Origin of the sequence: Paenibacillus sp. USDA918EY (assembly GCF_009870825.1) — a bacterium.
Lineage (GTDB): Bacteria > Bacillota > Bacilli > Paenibacillales > Paenibacillaceae > Paenibacillus_AQ > Paenibacillus_AQ albilobatus.
The window spans coordinates 573252-592957 of record NZ_WTWY01000001.1 but is presented as its reverse complement, the minus strand read 5'-3'; the positions used below and the strand labels follow the sequence as shown (position 1 = coordinate 592957).

Here is a 19706-nt window from a genome sequence, read left to right as displayed (position 1 = left end):
CATGCCCGGTCGGCCCGGGCTATAGCTCTTCGGTTAATTGTTCAGAATGACCTTCTGGCCTTCCTCAAGTCCTTTGACGATCTCGACTTCCGTCGGCGTCGTCAATCCGATCTCGATGTCAACCTCCTTGCGGCGTTCTCCTTCGGCGATCTGAACATAGGAACGTCCCATATAGGAGCGGATGGCGGAGCGGGGCACAATGATGGCGTTATCCCGCTTCTGAAGCTCGATCGTCAGCTCGGCGCTGTCGCCGACCTTGACGTCGCCCGGGGCGTTGTCCATGCTCATGAAAATCGTTACCCCGTTCTTCTCCGCTTTTGTACTGTCGGCGGCAGCCGGCAAATCCGAAGGGGTTTGAAGAACCCTTCCCTTATAGTCCTTGCCTTTATACTTGAGGCTGACAGGCATGCCGGCTTTGACCGGGTTCAGATCCTTGCTGTCCGCCGCAACGTAGGTCAGCTGTACTTTGTTCGGGTCGGAGACAGTGACGATCGCTTGATAAGCATTCACGTTGTCTCCCGCATTCAGCTTCTCGACGAACGTCACCGTTCCCGATATGGGAGCGTATAAGCGCGCTTGCCCCAGCCTTGCTTTCATCTCCTGAAGCGACATCCGCTCGCGCTCCAGGTCGATTTCCTTGAGCCGCAGGTCGACGGCGCCAGCGCCAGCCTTACGCGCCTGATCGTACAGCAGCTGGGCGCGCTCTACATTCAGCTGCTGCAGGCGAACCTGAAAATCCAGATCGCCCGTCTCCAGCTCAGCCAGCAGATCGCCCGCCTTCACTTCCTGGCCCACCGTCACCGGAATCGATTTCAGCCTTCCGCCCATATTCTTGAAGGAAAGCGCTTCGGATTGGGCCGAGACGAAATAAGCCGTCCCCTTCAGGAAGGTCTGAATCTTCCCGCGGCTGGCCTGCACGACATTAAACTGTTCTTTGGCCGGCTCAACCAGAGGCGGCTGCAGCGTTTCCGGTTCGACCGGCAGGAGCGAACAGCCCGAGAGCAGCATCAGCGCTGTCAGCAGCGCGGCTATTCGGCGCAGGCGCCGGTTTATGTTAGATAAGGGGAGATTCGTTCGTTGTCTGCGATACAATAGTTCCATCCTCCAATGCGATAACGTGATCGACAAGCTCCATCATGCCGGGGTCATGCGTCGTGAGAACAACCGTCATCCCCGATTCTTTCACCAGCTCGCGAAAAATGCGGACGACCCGCAGCCCCATCCTGCTGTCCAGCTCGGCGGTCGGCTCATCCGCAATCAGCAGCTCAGGCTGGTGCACGATTGCGCGGGCAATGGCTACGCGCTGCTGCTCGCCGCCCGACAGCTCGGACGGCCGATGCTTCATCCGCTCCCGCATGCCGACGCGGTCGAGCGCATCCTCCACCGCCTCCCGGTTCCCCTTTAGTCCCGCGATACGCAGCCCGAATTCGACGTTCTCGTAAGCCGACATCAGCGGAATCAAACCATAGGACTGGAACACGAGGCCGATTTCCCTGCGCCGGATCTGGCTGCGTTCGGAGCCGGATAATCCGGTGATTTCCCTCCCCTTGAAATACACCTGTCCCTCCGTCGGGTCGTCCAATGTGCTGAGAATGTTCAATAACGTTGTCTTTCCGGAACCCGAGCGCCCCCTCAGAGCCACAATCGTTCCAGCCGGAATGTTCAGATCGATATTCTCCAAAGCGGCAACGGCCGTATCCCCCCTGCCAAAAATCCGTTTGATCCCGCTTGCCCGCAGAATCGGTCCGCTGCCCGAATCATTCATCTCCGTTTCCTTCGTGTTCATTGCACTCGCCTCCTTCGATATGGCCCGATTCGATAATTTTCAGCGTCAAAGCCGCATCCGGATGGATTGTATGCGAACCAATGCAAAGCGCAGGCGCCATCACAACCCCATTTTAGCGCTTTCATTTCGAACGAAATACCCGTTGATTCCCGTTCGTTTACCTGAGAAAACCTAGAATTATGCTGGTCGCAGGTTTGGCGGCTTCCTATTGCAAGGATCGGATATCGGCTCTTGGTGTTTTTCTTCTGCAACGAGGCAGCGGAGGTTCAATAAAAAAGAATGCAGCCCGCTGGATCGGACGGCATTCTTTGAACGGCACTGCTTGACAAACGTTCAATACGGCTTACTTACCTAAATTGCCATTCACCTAGCCGGAACAACTCGATGTCCGGCTTCCCTTTGAAGATCAGGTACAAATCATGCACGCCCTCGGCACCGCTGACGGGCGTCGTCATTTCGCTCCACTGTCCTCCGGTCGAAGGCACCTGAAGCGAACCGATCCTTTGGCCATCAGGACTGTCCAAGCGGAGCTCGATGACTCCCCCGTCATTCGTACACGATACGGATGCGGCAAACGCTGAGGCCCCGGCGCCGAAATCAACGCCGGACACGGCCGTCCAATCGCCATGATGAATATCCGCCAAGGCCACGAGCGGCTCGCCCTGTCCCACTGTGCCCGGCTGGAATTGCTGCACGTTCACCCCCGCGCACCAAGCCATCGTTTCCGCCCCGACGCGGGCATACGGATTCAGCGGCTTGATCTGCTTAACGCCGACCATGTCCGCTTCGATGGGGAGAATCGCCCCCTCTTCGTCCAAAAACACTTGATTCAGATGAGTGGACCGATATCCCTTCGCCACGCCCATGGCCTTCGATAAGGTCTGCGCGTGATAAGCAATATACCAACTTTCATGAAATTGGAAAATGGCATGGTGGTTATTGCCGCTGACACCGAAAAAATGGCCGGGATTTTTAAGGATCGATCCCTGGTACGTCCATGGTCCCATCGGATGGGTGCTGGTCATATAGGCAATCTCCCCTGCCGGGGGGCTTCCCTCCGGCCGCATGCCATCGTAGAAGTTGGAGCAATAAGAAAAGTAATACCTGCTGCCCTTCTTGTGAATGCCGGCATCCTCGAACATAAACGGTGCCGGGATCGGCTCGGCTTCGCCGACCACGCTGATCATATCGTCACCCAGCCGCATCACCCGGGCGGTCCCCGGATTCTCATGCTGTCCTTCCGGCACGCCGCCGCCGAAGTAAATATATCCCTTGCCGTCTTCGTCCACCAGGACGGCCGGGTCGAAGAGCCATACGACGCCTTGAACGCCCGGCGTGTCCCTTGCGATGAGCGGCCTGCCGATCGGATCGACCCACGGCCCGGTCGGACTGTCGCTCGTCAGCACGCCGATGCCGCTGGCGTTGTTGGCAAAGTACAAGAAGAAACGGTCTTTGCCGTCTATTCTTTTGTGGGCCGCAGCCGGCGCCCAGGATTGCGTCGCCCATTTGGCCGCTCCTTCCGGACCTGCGACTTGAATGACGCCGTGGTCCGTCCAGTTCGCCAGATCATCCGAGGAAATCACCGATATGCGGTTTATGGTGCCATAGCTGTTCTCCTTGACCTCTCCTTGCTCGTCATACTCCAATACGTCGTCCGTATTGTAGAGGTACACGCGCCCATTGAACACAAGCACATAGGGGTCGGCCCCGAATTTATGGGCGACAAGCGGATTTCCGTTTCGCGGCAGTTTGCCGATCGGCGCATGAACGACTTCATTCATCTTTGTGTCAACTCCCGTTATTCAGCATTTTTGGTCTTAAACCCAACTCTCTTAAAAGCGTAAGGCTTGCGCTCAGAGGGAACAACCCGTCTAATCCGTCCGGATTACCCGACAAACTCTAGTTTTCGGCTTTCAGTTCAAAGAAAGGGTATCCCGGTATTCCTGCGGCGTAAGTCCCGTCGCCTTTTTGAAGAAGCGGGTGAACGAATGGGCCGCCTCGTAACCGACGGATAACGCCACCTCGCGCACCTTCAAATCGTTGTCCCGCAGCATCTCCTTGGCTTTCTTCACCCGGCATTTGTCGATAAAATCGGATAAATTGATTCCTTTTTCCTGCTTGAAGAACCGTGACAAATACGAAGGGTTGAAATAGTGGATTTCCGCGAGACGCACCAAAGACAAATCTTCGCTCAAGTGTTCTTCGACGTACTCGCAAATCCGGTCGACGATCAGTGAGGCCCTGTCCCTCTCCTGCGTTTGTTTGCTTAGAAAAATAGATTCCGCGACGCGCTTCAAATAACCGAAGGCGTCCTCGATCGAAGGATGATCATTTAGCCGCATCAATTGCCCGGCATCGTCGATTCGTCCGTGCATTCCCATTCGGCCAATGCAGGAATGAAGCATCAACGCGATCGTATAGTATGTTTCAATCGTTAACTGTACATTTCCCTTCATTTTAAGGGCGTTGCCCATCACCTCTTCAAGCTCCTGAAGAAACTCCTCGTTTCTTCCCGATTCAAGATAAGCTCTCAGCACCTCCGCCTTCTGACTGTCCGCAAAGCTCTCTTTGCCGGCCAATCCATCGAGCGGCTCGAAGCCGTCGCGCACAATGATGGCTCCCCCGCTGCCGATCCTTAGCTGCTGCAGCTCCCGCAGCCTCTCGTACTGCCGCGTCAAGCATCCCCACCTGCATGCTTCGCAGCTCAGCGTCCATCCGATGGTCAATCCATGCGAACCGAGACATGATTCCTGAATCATCTCCAGCGTCCCTTCCACGAAACGGATGAAATGGCTGTCAAGCCTGCCTTCGGCCCGCACAGACGGTTGCAGAAACCAAAAAAGGTCGCCATGCTTATCGATGATCCCCATGCTTCGGGCCCTATCCGAAAAATAGGTATCCCAGGCCATTCTGACGGATGACAGAATTTCGGATCTTTCGGTATACGTCCTGCCCTCCGGATACGAGATGCGGCCAAGGACCAGCACGACCGGCTGGGCAGGATCGAGGCCGATGTCCAGCTTGCCGAATTCGCGGACCATCACGTCCGTATCCCTGCACAAAACACGGCTGTTCTGGAGAAGATGCCTCATATAGTCGCCCTGTGCCATGAATCGGTACGCAAGCAGCTGCTCGCGGGACTGTTCCAGCAGCAGGCTGTCATGATGAGCACGGTCCATTTCGTCCATGACAGCCTGCACGGTGTCGATCACCTTGCCGTACCCTTCCGTCTTCAACACATAACGGACATTCGTCATTTGGATGGCACGGTACGCATATTCGAATTCGCTGTGTCCGGTCAAGAACACCACTCTGCATCTTGGCCAATACTTCTGAATTTCTTCGGATAACTCCAGCCCGTTCATGCCGGGCATGGCAATATCGGTCAAAACGATGTCGATTCTCGTGCGCGACATCCAATCCAGCGCTTCCTTGGCGGAATAGGCTTTGCATACATCGAGCCGCTCCGGTTGATGGCGGTTGAATACTTCATATAGTCCGTCCGTAATGATATCTTCATCGTCAACGATTAGCAGTCTGTACATCCCCGTTCCCCTCTCTGATCTTGATTCGAATGGCTGCCTGAAGCCCGCCCAGGCTGCTTCTGGACAAGAACAGCCCGCTGCCTTCTCCGTAAGTAAGCAGGATCCGCCGATGGATGTTCATGATCCCCGTCATTTCATGGGATTCGGCAGGACCTGATACCCGATGCCGGAGGGCCACGAGCCCGGCATCGTCGATGCTGTTCCCGTTATCCTCGACCTTGATGAGACATTCGGAGCCGGTACGCTCAAACGTGACGCGGAGAAACCCTTCGTCCGGCATGCTCTCCAGACTGTGTTCATAGGCGTTTTCGATCATCGGTTGGACGATCAATCTCGGCACCTTGATGCGCTGCATGTCCACCGGCAATTCGTCGAACTGGACACGAATGCGCCGGGAGAAGCGAAGCTGCTGGATTTCCGTATACATTCTCGCATGCTTGATTTCTTCCGACAGCGTGACATGGTCCTCGCCATTGCGGGCGATGAACCGGTAATATTCGCCGAGCATGATCGTGAACTGCTCGATCCGGTCGGTATCCCCCGTCTTCGCCAGCGAATTCAGGATAAAGAAGCTGTTATACAGGAAATGCGGTTTGATTTGAGACTGCAGCTGTTTCAATTCCGCCTTCTGCATCATCAATTTCTGTTTGAAATCTTGGTCGATCAAGGTTTGCAGCTTGACGAGCATCTGATTAAACCGGTCATACAGGTAGCCGAACTCATCCTTTTGCTCATGGCGGATCGGAATATCAAGGGTCCCGCCCTCCATTCTGCGAAAGCTTTGGACGAGCGAGAGCAGCGGGCGATGAACGTAACGGTAAGTGGAAAAGGCATAAACGACGATGGCAAAAACCGAAGTTACGGCAAATACCCATGCCCAAAGATTGAATTTGATCAGCGGCCTCCTCACCGTTCCTTCCGGCAAATACGATACGAGAGAGAGGCTCAGCTTGTCGGAATGGGCGAGGTTGAAATGGTACTCCCTTCCCCCGATATCGAGCAGCATCGTATTGTCATCCAGGTTCTTGACCGCCTTGATCCATTCATCCGGCAGTCCCGGCGGCGTGCCGGTGCTGGACAAAGTGAACCCCGCTTCCTCCGCGATCAGAATCGACCCGCTTTCGGGATACGCGCCTAGCGGTCCCATAGAATCCTTCAGCTTATCGTTATCCAATTCGATTTGAACGAGATACAGCGGATCCTCGTCATTTTTCCCGCCGTACTTGGAAGCGGTAAGCTGAAGCGAATCGCCCTGCCGGACCAGCCGGCTGCCGCTTCGTTCTCCGATGGAGCGTATTTCTTCATATTTTTGCCGGTCCAGGGCACGAACGGCGTTGCTGGCCGAAATCGTTTTGTCGATCGAATGAATATGGACATAAATATCTTTAATATACGGGCTGCTGTTTTTTATGGAGGTCAGGCGATGGAGCAAATAATTTACGCTGGACCTTTTCTCCGCACTGTCCATCATCTCCCACGTGACGGCAATTTTATGGAGCTCGCTTTCCTGCAAAATATCGAACTGCTGAATTTCCAGCCATTCGATTTCCCGATTCAGCCCCTCGAGATAGGACGACAACTGCGCCAGCGCATTTCTTGATATTTCTTCGCTTGCGTTTTTATAGCTCCAATTGTACAGATAAACGCCGAGCAGAATGATCGGGAGGATCACCACCAGATACATCAGGACGAGCCTGGCCAGAATGGTATGACGCAATGAATTCACGGGAATCCTTATCAAATTAACGCCTCCGATGCACTAATCTTTCTGTTTGTCCAAATACCATTCATTGACTTCGGCCGTCATTTTGTCACCGCCCAGACGATTCCACTCCTGGACGAAACGATCAAATTCCTCAATGGGGCGCCCGAGTATAATGTTGGTGAACGTATCCATCGCCAATGAGTCGAGAATCGATTGTTTCTCGATCATCGTATCGGTTGGAGCACCCACAAAGCTCTCATACAATAACTGGTTGTTCCTTTTATAGCGGTCAAGGATGGAAAAAGCTCCCGACGGGCCATAGGTTCGTTCCCAACCCCAACCGGACGGATCGTTCCGGGTAAGGTAGGCCTCGATGTTTTTTTGAATCGCCTTTGCCTCATCCTTAAGAACGGAAGAGTTCCCGGTTCGGCGAGCTTCTTCGATTTGGTAAAAGGCATTCAAATTTTTCAGCGCCGGGTACGGAGTGACAGGAGAAAGCTGCCACGCCGGATAAGGGGTGCTGTAATAGGTTTCGTACTCGGCCGTCGCCCCCCAGTTCTTTTCCAGATGCAAATTGAGCAGCTTTACGACCGCTTCGGGATAAGCCATCCCCTTGCGGACGGCAAGGAATTGATGGGTTGCGAAGCGGAGCGGAACTTTGGCCGCTTTTCCCGTCGCCGATACGATGGGAAATGCCTGCCACCTCGCTTCCGGGTCCCGCTCATGATTTCCTTGCACGACAAACGAACCCCACTGTTCGCCGTACATCATGCCATATTTTCCCGCGATCATCTGTTCTTTTACCTTGATGCCGTCCTTAAACATAAATTCCTCATCGATTTGGCCGTTCCGATACATGTCCTGCAGGACCTTCAGTGCGGTCTTGACCTCCGGCTGAACGGAGCCGAATACGAGCTTGCCGGATGAATCCCGAATCCACATGTTCGGAAAGGCATCGTAACCGGCCATGAATGCCGACAAGCCCATCACGGGATCCCATAAATATTGGGTCACCGGAAGCCCCCATGTATCGTTTTTTCCGTTTCGGTCGGGGTCTCTTTCTGTAAACGCTTTCGAAATGTCCAACACGTCTTTCATCGTTTGCGGCGGCTGCAAACCAAGGCGCTCCAGCCAATCGGTCCGAATCCAAATATATTGGGCTCCCTCAATCGATGAGCTTGTCTCGGGAATGCCCATCAATTTTCCGTCTACCGTAGCGGCTTCGAACGGCCCGGTCCCCTCCTGGCCCAAAATTTCCTTCGTGAACGGCGCCGCATATTTCTCATAGGCTTGGGACAAATCCTGAATCAGGCCCGCATTGCTCAGCTGACGGAGCTGTTCCGCATTGACTCTCACGACATCCGGCAATTCGCCCGCGGCCAGCGCGACGCCGAGCTTCTGATTATAGAGGGTGCCTTTAGCCGTCCAATCATATTTGATTCGGATGCCCAGAACTTGTCCGTACAAGTGAGTCCACCGGTTATCCTCCAGCGTTTCCCCCGGAAACATTTTGATGAGATTGTCCAAATCATCGCTCGTCTCCCGCACGAAGGTCAGCTCGATCGGCGGGTTGTACTTACTTAATCCTGGCTCTGTATAGGTATATTCTCCGTCACTCTTCAACGGTAAGCCGCTCTGATTCGTCAAGCCGTTTCCGTCGCAAGACGCCAGCATAGACAACGGGAACGCTATCGCTAGAAGAAGTGTGACCATGCTTATTCTGGAAATACGCAAGCGTGCAACCCCATTTCGTCTCATAGTGTTAGAAGCGTATCATTTCTATTATTTATGGATTTCGTCGACAAAACAATCCGCATCTCTTTACCTGCATACCGAATATTTACTTTTTTCGTTTTCCGGCATTTTATAAGGGAAGGCTCCCCGCTACTGCGAATGGGCCTTCCCTTATTAATTTATTAAATACTGATACCCGCTGCCTGCTGCGTTACGAACCTGGCGAAACGGTAATGCTGTCCATATTCGGCCCTTCCGTCCCGGTTGTAACGACTTTTAACGTGTTGATTCCGCTGTCCATGGATACTTGAATCGTTTTATTTCCCCAGGCGGACCAGCTGCCGGTCGCTGTAAACTCGGCATTGCCGATCGCTTTTGTCCCATTGACGTAAACATCCAGTTTTCTTGAACCGGTTTCCAGCGCGTAACGAAAATTCACGTTTTTGGTTCCGGCCACCGCGCAATAAATACCGTTCCACTGAACGGCTGCGCCGGATGAAGCATTAAAGTTAACATATCCTGTACCGTTATATCCGGGATAGACGGTTTCAACGACCGCATCGGTCAATGCCGTGCCCGTCTCTGCCTCGTAAGTTGTACCGTTGCTGCCCAAGTCTACAACGAACGTTGTAACACTTTGGGCTGGGAGCTGTGCCGCAAAAGAACTTCCGGACGTATTGATGGATCCGGGGGCCATATTGCGTCCGGCGTCCGTCACCCATGAAGATACCTTGGATGCCGTTCCGTTTTGCAGTACGAAATGTTGGCTTTTGGCCGAAGTTCCCCTGTTGATCGCCACGACCACAACCTTGTTGTCGCCTTTATACGCGGATGTATATACGTCGGTATCCGGATTCTCCGTTGCATCGATCCTCACGTAACCAGGACGAACAAATTTGGAGAAATGAGCCATATTGTAACCTCGCTTGCTTATCGTCCCATCCTCCTTGATCGGACCGTACTGCCTGCGGATATACCACCATACGTAAGCCTGAAAATCCCCCTTCGCCATCGCCTTGTGAATATGATAGGAAACATTCAGCGCCTCAGGCCAACGATCCGCCGATTGATTATCGCTATTGGGGTAATAAACTTCCGTCATCCAGAGATCTTTCCCCGCTCCTTTTTCTTTGAATAGAGGATAAGAAAAGTTGTCGAACGGAGTTCCGTAAAGATGAGCGCCCAGAATATCCATGTTGGCAAGAGCCTGCGGATCATTCAGAATCGGGTCCGACATGTTTTTCAGGTAAGAAAATGACTCGGGAGCGATCACCCAGCATTGGATGGATCCCGCATTTTCTTTCATAAAGCGAAGCATTTCTGCTGGCGTCCACCACGTCCAGGTATGCGCATAGTCAGGTTCGTTTTGGACCGATATCGCATACAAATCCACGCCGTTATTCTTCATATACATAACAAAATCGTTGAGATACTGCGCATACGCAGCGTATTTATCGTATCTGAGCCGTTTGGCCGACGTGTCTCCATTACGATTGAAGGTCTCGGTCATATCGCTCGGGGGATTCCATGGCGAAGCAAAGACGATGGCTCCGCGCGCGATCGCGCTTTTGGCCGTTTCGACTTCCTTGCTCCACTGCGTTCGATCTTCATCCACATGAATTCTTAAAATGGAAAAGCCCAACTGGTTGTCCCCGTTGCCAAATGCGGTTTCTCGTTGATCTGCCGTCAAATCTCCGATCCATACCGGGTGGTTTATACCTCCAAACCCGCGGATCACTTGTTTCTCGGCCGACAAATTGATCGTTACATCGCTCGCCGCCAAAGCTTGATTAGGTACCGACACCGCAACGCTAAATATAAGTGACAACATCGTAAAGCATGCCAGCAATGCACAAACGGGTTTCTTAAATCGTGACATCTTGTTATCATCTCCTTATATATAGTCCTCTTGCTAAGACGAGCACTGCGATAAACATGATTTCATGGGAAGACTGATGACCAACCCGTCCCTTGACGGATACGTTCGTCTATGATATTCATGCGACGTTTTAGTTCCACTTCATTTCTTGTTCAGCCAGCAGCCGTTTGATGGCTTTGGCAGCTACCACGAACAGTTCGGGTTTGCTAAACCCCGCATATCTTCCGGTTGCCTGCAGATGCGGTTCCAAAGACATGAATCCGGAATATCCCGTCCGCTTCAGTTCTTGGAGAAGCAAATGCATCTGACCGTCTCCCTCGCCGGCAGGAACAACCGTACCATTGTCCATAAGTGCATCCTTGATATGAATATACGAGATATATTCGGCGAGCAGCGGGTAGGCCTCGGACACGGGTTTTACCTTGCATTGCACGAAATTCGCGGGATCGAAGGCGGCTCTCAAGCCGGGCGATGAAACCGCCTCCAAGATGTCCCGGCAGCGCTCCCCCGTATCGCCGTAAATATGGCTTTCATTCTCATGGAGCAGAACGATTCCGGCATCATTCGCCAGCTGAACGAGCCGTTTCAAGCGACTGAATACTTCCTCTCGGAATCTATCATGTTCTCCGTCCGGAATATAAAAGGAAAAGATGCGGACAAACTTGGCTTGAAAAAACGCCGCCAACCGTATGGCATGCTCGGCATCGGAAAAATGGGAATCAAAATCGTCGGTGATTTTTATTTTTCCTAAGGGAGAGCCGATCGAGGAAACGCCGAATCCCCGCCGGGTCAGTCGTTCTTTAATCTTTGCCGTTTCCTCTTCGGTTAAGCTCAATACGTTTTTTCCCCAGACCCCTCGCAGCTCCAGATAACGAATATCTTCCGATTCAAGTACGTCCAGCTGTTCTTCCAAATCCGCGGAAATCTCATCCGCGAATCCAGTTAATGTAATCATGACAAAACCCCTTTCATTGATGAACGGAATGAAGTGCTTTTTTCTCTTGAAATTTCTGGAGCAAAATCTATGATTAGCTTATAGGAGGCGGTGTCCTTGGAAATTGAACATCATCCCCATCTTGTTCCGAATATTTTTCTATTCATTGACCGCAGATGTTTTCCCGAGTGGACGATCCAAAAAGCGAAAATCGATTTTCACGATCTAACGTTTGTTGTGGACGGCAAGGCGGATTACTATATTAATGGAGAGAAATTCACTGCCGAAGCAGGCGACCTTGTTTACGTCCCGGAAGGAAGCGTCAGGGAAGCGCATACGTTCAAGGAGTTTCCCATGCATTCGTATCCGTTCAACTTTTTTTGGGCCGAACCGCATAATCATATTCATCTCCCGTTTAAAGGCGTCACGAAAAAAGTGATCACCAAGGAGATTCTGGGGTATATTCGCGAATTCAACCATGTATGGATGAGCAAGCAACCGTTTTACCATATTCAAGCACGCGCCTTGTTCGAACTCATCCTCCACCGTCTGCTCAGCAACTATTACCGAAAAGCTCCCATGCCGATCGACCCGCGGATCAAGAAATTAACCGAATACATTGCAGAGCATTACTCGGAAAATCTCTCGATCGCCGAATTGGCGGAATGGCTGCAACTGCATCCCGTATATTTGGGCAGGTTATTTAAGCAGAGTACCGGTACGACGATTAAGGAGTATGTCAAACGCATTCGCATCAACAATGCCGACATGATGCTGTCATCCGGCGATTTTACGGTGAAAAACGCGGCGGAGATGTGCGGAATTGACGATATTTATTATTTCAGCAAGTTGTTCAAGGAAATGAAGGGTTATCCCCCATCCGCTGCCAGGAAGCAGGCGGGGCTGAAGCACCTCCTCGAATGAGGAGTCCCCGCCTCAGTTATTTTCTTATGTGGAGACGGTATGCTTAACCGCTACTTTTTCCAAACTTCATCAATCGAAGCCTGGAACGGTTCTTTATATTTCCCAATGACCGTGGAAACGGAATTTCCTTCGAGGATCTCTCCGAGAAACTCATAATAAGGCATGGAAGGATACCCGTCTTTGCCGTCGACGACGTTGATGATTTCCCCTGCCATTTTGGCATTATGGATATCGTCTTCGTTTTTGAACAACGTTTCGAGCGTTGACTGTTTCGGGTAGTCGTAGATGGACTCGATATCGTTGATTTTTTCATAGATGTAAACCAATTGCTCGGGATGTTCGACCGCCTTCGGGATTGTCAAGTAATTGGGTATTGTAAGATGGGAGTGATATTCGGTAGCGCTGGGCCCTTTAGGAAAAGGCAGAAAACCTATATCCAAGTCGGGCATATCCTTTTTAAACCCATCCATCTCATAATCGCTTCCGGCATACATCAACGTGTTCCCTTGACGGAAAAATTGGCCGGGTTCGGTCCAATCGCCCCCTTCCGTTGGCCTGGCGATGTGTTCCGTTGCGAGGCGGGATATGAAGCTTAAGGTTTCTTTTGTTTTGGGATCTTCCAGATTTTGTTTACCCTCCGAAACGATATTTGCGTCGTTGGCCGCCAAAGCCTGGACTAAAATCGAAGCGGAAGCGAGCCCCCATATGTCCAGCTTCCCGTCATTGTTGGTATCTTTGTTCGCCTCTTTGGCAACTTGGATGAACGTCTCCCAATTCCAGTTGTCTTCGTTCACGTATTCCTGCAGCGGCTTGAGGCCGAGTTTCCCCATCAAGGTCCGGTTATAAAAAATACCCGACGAAGCGCCGTTGATGCCAGCCCTGAACCCGTAGCCCCTGCCCTCAAACTGCGAATAATCGTTCGTGTACTGCTGAATAAACACGTTCTGATTTTTCGTGTATTCATCCACCGGGGAAAATAAATCCTGCTTCACGAGCGTCGGAATCATCCAAGGTCTTGCCAACCGGATGATATCGCCGATCGGTTCTCCCGCCAACAGGGATGACGTCACTTTATTCACGTACTCCGCATAGTCGATTATGACGTATTCCATTTTAAAATTATGCTTTTTCATGAGTTCGTCCAGGTTCTGCTTCTTCTTGATACTGTCCGGATTATCTTCCTTGATCGATTCGTCGTACCATGACACCCATTTGATCGTCCGGCCGCCCATATCGAAGTCCATTTCCGTCGTACCACCCGCTTCTTTTTCATCCGGCTTCGCGGGTGCATCCGTGCTTCCCTCGGCGGAATTCCCGCCGCTTGAATCCGGGTTGGTTGCGCCTCGTTCTGAACCGCTGCTGCAAGAGGCCATTAGGATCAAAACCAAACACCAAACCAGCACCATCGTCTTACGCTTCCTCATAAATATCCCCCTTTGGATAACGCTGCACTTCAAAGTACAGCGCTTTCAAAAATGAGCTTGCATGCGCATGAATGATAACCGATAGAATCGGTTCCGAAGCCGGTGGTTCCCGATGAAACAGCAAGCACATGGATCATGTTAAATGGATTTCCGGAAAACAACCATGGATAATCTAAATGGCATTTGTAAGTTTTAAACATCATTTGGGGTATCAAAAATACAATTCTATTTCCGATTCCCGCATTTGCGACCTGCCTGAACTTCGCCGACTTTAACAGGAAAATGCTCAAAAAAACCTATCCAAATAGGAAAGGCTCCCTGATCAGATGTGATTCCATCGAAAGATGGCCTGTAAGAAATGATAGCAACATCTCACTGTCAATCTCCCGGCTGATGCTGTTTTCTGTACACCTGGGGTTTTAGAGCCGCCCGCTTCTCTATCGTTCATGTTTCCCTCGCTATGGTATAGTAGAGACATACTTCCAGGGAGGGATAAGGATTGGCCCGTATTCATTTTGTTGAGTGCAACACGACGCACCCGAGCAATTTTGTTATCGATGTTCCCGTGGGCCATCACTGGCTCCTTGTCGTCACCAAAACTCCGGCGCAATTCTGGGTCAATGGAGATCTTAAGGAATACCCTAAGCATAGCGTTGTCCTCTATCGCCCGAAACAGAAAGTTTATTATCGAGCATGCGCCGATCAATTCGTCAATGACTGGATCCGCTTCGAATCCAATGAACCCTACATTACGGAATCGCCGCTGCCGTTCGGAATCCCGTTTTCCTTGGATGATCCGGACTACTGCCGCAAGCTGTTTGAACTGTTAACCATCGAACACAGCTTTAATCGGGATTACAGGGCTTCTTCCATCGACTGTTTGCTCCGGACGCTGTTCAACAAGCTGTTGGAATCTTATTTTCATGAACGCATTACGCCTCAGTACTATAACTTATTGAAACTTCGAACCGCCATTCAGAACGATCCGGGCGATACCTGGACGGTTTCGAAAATGGCGGATGATCTCGGAATCAGTCCGGGCTATCTGCAAAGCATCTACAAAAAAACCTTTGGAGTCTCCTGCATGGAAGACGTCATCAACAGCCGGATCCGGTTGGCCAAAGAATATTTAATACATAGCACCCAAAGCGTTGCTGAAGTCGCTTTCCGCTGCGGATATCAAAATGTGGAGCATTTTTGCAGGCAGTTCAAACAGATGACAGGTTATACGCCAAGAAAATTCCAAGAGCAAACAAAAGGTTGAGATTCGGATACACCTCATCTAAACTTTCGGTTGCAAGGCGGGCCTGTTTTTCTTGAAATATTGGCGTACCAGAAACTTCATGATCTCGCTCGGCTGTTCTCGGGAAAATTCGGCCCGATCGGCAAAAAGCATTCCATACGGAGCTTCGGGGGTATATGGTTCCCATCGCGGCAGCTTCTCTCCGGTTGAATCCAGCCCGTTCGGGTCTCCGGTACGGATGAAGTTGGCCCAATAATTGCACATCTGGCGGGCCAAATCGTAATGTTTGCCGACAAACGGCCTCCAGCATTTAGCCAGCGTTTCAAAGAAAAACCAGAGATCCACCGAGTGGAAGGTACCCGGATGATCCCAGCCAGGGATCTCGGCATCAAAATTGTAATAATACAAAGGGGTTCCGAAGCCGGTATCGGCATTGGCCTGCGCGGCTATGCGGATGGCATATTCGATGCCGCTCACCGAGGCCTTCTTCTTGATCTCATCCATGTCGGCCGACTGGGCATCACATAGCCCCAGGAACACATCTGCATCTTCACCGAACATGTCAACAGCCAGCTTCTTGAAGGCTTCAGGCGTATCGACGTCCGGAACGCTGAAAAACTCGGAGGACGTGTGGCCAAACATGACCGGCACCTTCCAGCGCTTGTTTTCAAGAAACAATTCGAACGGGTTGCCTACGCTGAACACCTGATCTGCGACGGTGCCCCAGAATCCCTTGTACTGCACAGCCTTGTCGCGGAGAGTCACTGCATCCAGCCGCCGGGCTTCCGCAAGCGAAGATACGCCGAGATATTCAAAAAACTTCACGCCGTCCTGTTCTGCTTCGGCCAAACGACTTCGAAGCGGAGGCATGCGAGTTCCCGGGTAAAGCTTCGTATATATCCCGCTTTGAATAATCGCCTTCTGAAAAAGCCCCTCATTCTGGGGCGAAGTCAGCTGGGTCATCACGCTGCCGCCGCCGGCGGACTGACCGCCGATCGTGATGTTGTCCGGGTCGCCGCCGAAAGCCGCGATATTGCGTTTGACCCATCTTGTGGCCGCCTGCTGATCCAGATTGCCGAAGTTAGCCGGCGCTTCGGGCGCTTCCGCCGTAATTTCGGGATGGCATAAAAATCCGAACACATTGAGGCGGTAGTTGATCGTGACGACCACGATCCCTCTCCTGGCGATGCGTTCGCCGTCGAACTCCATTTCAGCCGTATGGCCGACCTGAAGCCCCCCGCCAAAATACCATACATAGACAGGCAATTTTTCATCGGTGTGTTTGGCCGGCGTCCATACGTTCAGGTAGAGGCAATCCTCGTCCATGGCGATATCCGGTTCCACGGCCCACTCCCGGGTATAGATATTGTTTTCGTCGATCTCCTGCCTCACCTGCATCGAGATCGGCGCGAATTCATACGCCTTAAGCACGCCTTCCCAATCCTTGGCGGGCTGCGGGGCACGCCACCGGTTGTCGCCTACCGGTGGAGCGGCGAACGGGATCCCCTTGAAGCTTGTGATGCGGGGGTCGGCTGCCGGCAGCCCTTGGACCAATCCGTTTTCAACTTCTACGATTCGAAGCATGGTTAACGTCTCCCTTCGTGATGCGGATTCCCGGCATTTCGCTCCGTGAATCCCATGCATTTTCGTTTTGATTCAGTGGAACTCCGAACTTGGACAAATCAAAGCAAGCGTTTTCATAGGGATGCAATGGAACCCTGGGCGATCACCCCCGGATATTCAATGACGAAAGTTCATTTCTTCGTCATTCACGAAATTAAAAAAATTGTAAATGACCATTCTGACTTAAACAATGATATATACGAACATCCAATTGATATATTGTGAGACGGGTATTTTCAGTGCAGTCCCCGTAATCAAAGGAAGCCCATCCTTCAAGAGGATCGGCTTCCTTCTCATTGTGCTACGCCCCGTCACAGATCGGTTTCATACATTATGAACGCCTCGGTAGACAAATCCCTTCGTCGGAAAGTTGTCGGTGGCGCAGCATCGTCCTTTCATCACGCTCGAAGAAGTACGGTTGGATGATCGATCTCGGGAATTTCCCTATACTTTGTTACATTGATGGGAGAAAATTCTCCGTTTCGATCCTATAGGCTGCTCCCGATTCCGTGTAAAAACAGATACAGCCATCATCGGTTTCCTCGTGAGGCATCATTTTTCCATCCTTTTTCACCGCAACGGGCCGCCGTGTACGAAGAATACATGGCCCTCCGGCGGTGGATACAACGGTCGCTTGCGTCAGCTCCCCTTCCTTCCACTCCATGTCGACGGTAAAGCCTCCTCTGGCACGGAGCCCCTTAACGATCCCCTCCGACCATGAGGACGGAAGAGCCGGGAGCAAATCAAGCCGGCCTGCATGGCTCTGCAGCAGCATCTCGGCTACCGCAGCCGTCCCGCCGAAGTTTCCGTCAATCTGGAACGGCGGGTGGTTATCCAGGAAGTTTGGCAGGGTGGAGTGCTTCAAAAGCGCCGCGAGATGATTTTCCGCCGCTTCCGCGTCCCTGAGCCTCGCCCAGAAATTAATGATCCACGCCCGGCTCCACCCCGTATGGCCGCCGCCGTTTGCCAGCCGCCGTTCCAGCGTGTTTCTGGCCGCCATGGCCAGTTCCGGCGTTCCTTCCGGCGTGATTTGGCTGCCGGGATACAGGGCAAACAAATGCGAAATATGGCGGTGGCCCGGCTCGGCTTCCTCAACATCCTCGTACCATTCCTGCAGTTGGCCGTACCTTCCGATCTTTGGCTGCGGCAGTTTGGCCATCACCCGCCGCAGCTCCCCTCCGGCGGCTTCATTCCCGGTAATTCCAAGTATCGCCTCCGTTTCAAGAACGGCTGCAAACAATTCGCGGATGATTTGGGTGTCCATGGAAGGTCCCGCGCATAAAACGCCCGATTCTCCGTTTTGAAGAATGTAGGTATTCTCCGGGGATACCGACGGGCAGGTCACCATCTCGCCCCCTGGAGTTTCAGTCACATAATCAACAAGAAACTGCGCTGCTTCGCGCAGCGTGGGATACGCCTGTTTCAGAAACTCCACGTCCATTGTAAAGCGGTAACGCTCCCATAAATGGAGCGAAAGCCACGCGGCGCCCATCGGCCAGTAAGAAGCGGGAAGGTAGGAATCCTGAGGAGCGGTATCCGCCCAGATGTCCGTATTATGATGAGCCGTAAAGCCTCTGCAGCCGTACATGACGCTCGCCGTGTGACGGCCCGTCTCACGCATCCGTTCCAACAAATCGAACAGCGGCTCATGGCACTCGGAAAGGCCGCATAATTCCGCCGGCCAATAATTCATTTGGGCGTTGATGTTGATCGTATATTTGCTGTCCCACGGCGGGAGGAAATGCTCATTCCAAATCCCCTGAAGATTGGCGGGCAGTGACCCGGGACGGCTGCTCGCAATCAGCAGATACCGTCCGTATTGAAAGTACAGCGCAAACATTCCCAGATCCGCTCCGCCGCGGCGCATGCGTTCCATGCGGTCCGGCAGGCTCATGGATTCAAGTTCAGCGTCGAATGGACCTAGCGAAAGCGATACCCGGCTAAACAATGCGCGATAATCGTCTGTATGACGTTGGAGCAAATTGGCATAACCGGCATGTATGGCGGCTTCCGCCCTTTTTAAGGCGTCACCGATCGGATCGGAGGACCTAAACGTGGTTGCGGCCGCCAATACAAGCGTCACGCTGTCTGCGCTCTCCACAAGGAGATGCTCGCCGATGGCTTTAACCGCTCCGCCTTCCGCTGCCGCCTTCAACACCGTGCCGAACAGGCTGCCGCCTTCGCCGCCGCAGCTTCCGCCCATCCAGATCGCGTCGTCTCCACATCTGCCGGTCCTGTCGGCGTAACGCCATTGGCCTCGTTCCAAGCGTGCACTAAAGCCGACTTTACCCGGCCTGTCGGCTGTCATCCGCACGACGATCACCTGATCGGGGTGGCTGGCGAACAGTTCCCGCTTGAACGCAACGCCACCTTGCGTGAAAGAAACGGCGGCGGTGCCGCTGTTCAAATCCAGCGTGCGAGTATACTTCTCCAGCTTCCCGCTTGGAAGTAGAATGTCAAGCATCAAGCGGCCGAGCGGAAGATAGTGCCGCTGCGTTTCGGGCAGGCCGGACAGGGAAAGCCGGGCAAGCCGCTCTGCTTCCGCTAATTTCCCTTCAAATATAAGCCTGCGGATCTCCGGCAGGTTCTCTTTGGCGTCGGGGTTGTTTCGATCCCGCGGTCCGCCGTACCATACGGAGTCCTCGTTCAGCTGCAGCTGCTCCCGGCCCGGCTGACCGTATACCATTGCACCCAGCCGGCCGTTGCCGATCGGCAACGCTTCATCCCATTTATTCGCCGGCTCCTCGAATAACAGGAGCTGGCTCTTTGTTTTTGGTTGTTCCCCCATCGGGATACACTCCCCGTTAATTAAAATAGTGTTCATTCCCCGTCTTTCGCGTCCCGTTTCGGAAAAGTCCATCGCCTTATTCGTCGTCCATCCGCTTTTCCCTCATTATCAGCCCTCTCTC

13 protein-coding genes are annotated in these 19706 nt (G+C 52.5%); 2 read left to right on the top strand and 11 right to left on the bottom strand.

Features of this window, described 5'->3' with window-relative positions:
* Positions 1–33 precede the first annotated feature (33 nt).
* The 8 genes from GQY55_RS02745 to GQY55_RS02710 form a co-directional block, all read right to left on the bottom strand.
* Positions 34–1101 (bottom strand): efflux RND transporter periplasmic adaptor subunit, encoded by a 1068-nt coding sequence (locus GQY55_RS02745; protein ID WP_160037879.1) that lies wholly within the window; start codon positions 1099–1101, stop codon positions 34–36.
* Positions 1055–1786, bottom strand: a complete 732-nt coding sequence (locus tag GQY55_RS02740; RefSeq protein ID WP_236575365.1) for an ABC transporter ATP-binding protein — start codon at positions 1784–1786, stop codon at positions 1055–1057. Before GQY55_RS02740 ends, GQY55_RS02745 begins: the two co-directional genes overlap by 47 nt.
* A 347-nt stretch (positions 1787–2133) precedes the next feature.
* Positions 2134–3567, bottom strand: coding sequence for a glycoside hydrolase family 43 protein (locus tag GQY55_RS02735; RefSeq protein WP_160037877.1), 1434 nt, complete (start codon positions 3565–3567; stop codon positions 2134–2136).
* Between the two features lie 132 nt (positions 3568–3699).
* Complete coding sequence (locus GQY55_RS02730) at positions 3700–5331, bottom strand: response regulator transcription factor (protein ID WP_160037875.1); 1632 nt, start codon at positions 5329–5331, stop codon at positions 3700–3702.
* Entirely contained in the window at positions 5309–7015 is a 1707-nt protein-coding gene (locus GQY55_RS02725) for a sensor histidine kinase (RefSeq protein ID WP_160038503.1), read from the bottom strand. Before GQY55_RS02725 ends, GQY55_RS02730 begins: the two co-directional genes overlap by 23 nt.
* 75 nt (positions 7016–7090) lie before the next feature.
* Positions 7091–8710 (bottom strand): extracellular solute-binding protein, encoded by a 1620-nt coding sequence (locus tag GQY55_RS02720; protein ID WP_236575409.1) that lies wholly within the window; start codon positions 8708–8710, stop codon positions 7091–7093.
* 271 nt (positions 8711–8981) lie between these two features.
* Complete coding sequence (locus GQY55_RS02715; RefSeq protein ID WP_160037873.1) at positions 8982–10649, bottom strand: carbohydrate-binding protein; 1668 nt, start codon at positions 10647–10649, stop codon at positions 8982–8984.
* Between the two features lie 130 nt (positions 10650–10779).
* A complete protein-coding gene (locus GQY55_RS02710) occupies positions 10780–11604 on the bottom strand; it encodes a sugar phosphate isomerase/epimerase family protein (protein WP_160037871.1) in 825 nt (274 codons plus the stop codon).
* A 96-nt stretch (positions 11605–11700) separates the two neighbouring features.
* On the opposite strand from GQY55_RS02710, the gene GQY55_RS02705 reads away from it, so the two are divergent.
* Positions 11701–12507, top strand: coding sequence for a helix-turn-helix transcriptional regulator (locus GQY55_RS02705; protein WP_201452070.1), 807 nt, complete (start codon positions 11701–11703; stop codon positions 12505–12507).
* A 50-nt stretch (positions 12508–12557) separates the two neighbouring features.
* Here the strand turns inward: GQY55_RS02705 and GQY55_RS02700 are convergent, their stop codons facing one another.
* Positions 12558–13931 carry an ABC transporter substrate-binding protein gene (locus GQY55_RS02700; protein ID WP_160037869.1) on the bottom strand — a complete coding sequence of 458 codons (1374 nt, stop codon included), beginning with the start codon at positions 13929–13931 and terminating at the stop codon, positions 12558–12560.
* A gap of 499 nt (positions 13932–14430) precedes the next feature.
* On the opposite strand from GQY55_RS02700, the gene GQY55_RS02695 reads away from it, so the two are divergent.
* Entirely contained in the window at positions 14431–15195 is a 765-nt protein-coding gene (locus GQY55_RS02695; protein ID WP_160037867.1) for a helix-turn-helix transcriptional regulator, read from the top strand.
* A gap of 18 nt (positions 15196–15213) precedes the next feature.
* On the opposite strand, the gene GQY55_RS02690 is transcribed toward GQY55_RS02695, so the two are convergent.
* Both GQY55_RS02690 and GQY55_RS02685 read right to left on the bottom strand, forming a co-directional pair.
* Complete coding sequence (locus tag GQY55_RS02690; protein ID WP_160037865.1) at positions 15214–16758, bottom strand: carboxylesterase/lipase family protein; 1545 nt, start codon at positions 16756–16758, stop codon at positions 15214–15216.
* Between the two features lie 493 nt (positions 16759–17251).
* Positions 17252–19585, bottom strand: coding sequence for a glycoside hydrolase family 95 protein (locus GQY55_RS02685; protein WP_160037863.1), 2334 nt, complete (start codon positions 19583–19585; stop codon positions 17252–17254).
* Positions 19586–19706 lie beyond the last annotated feature (121 nt).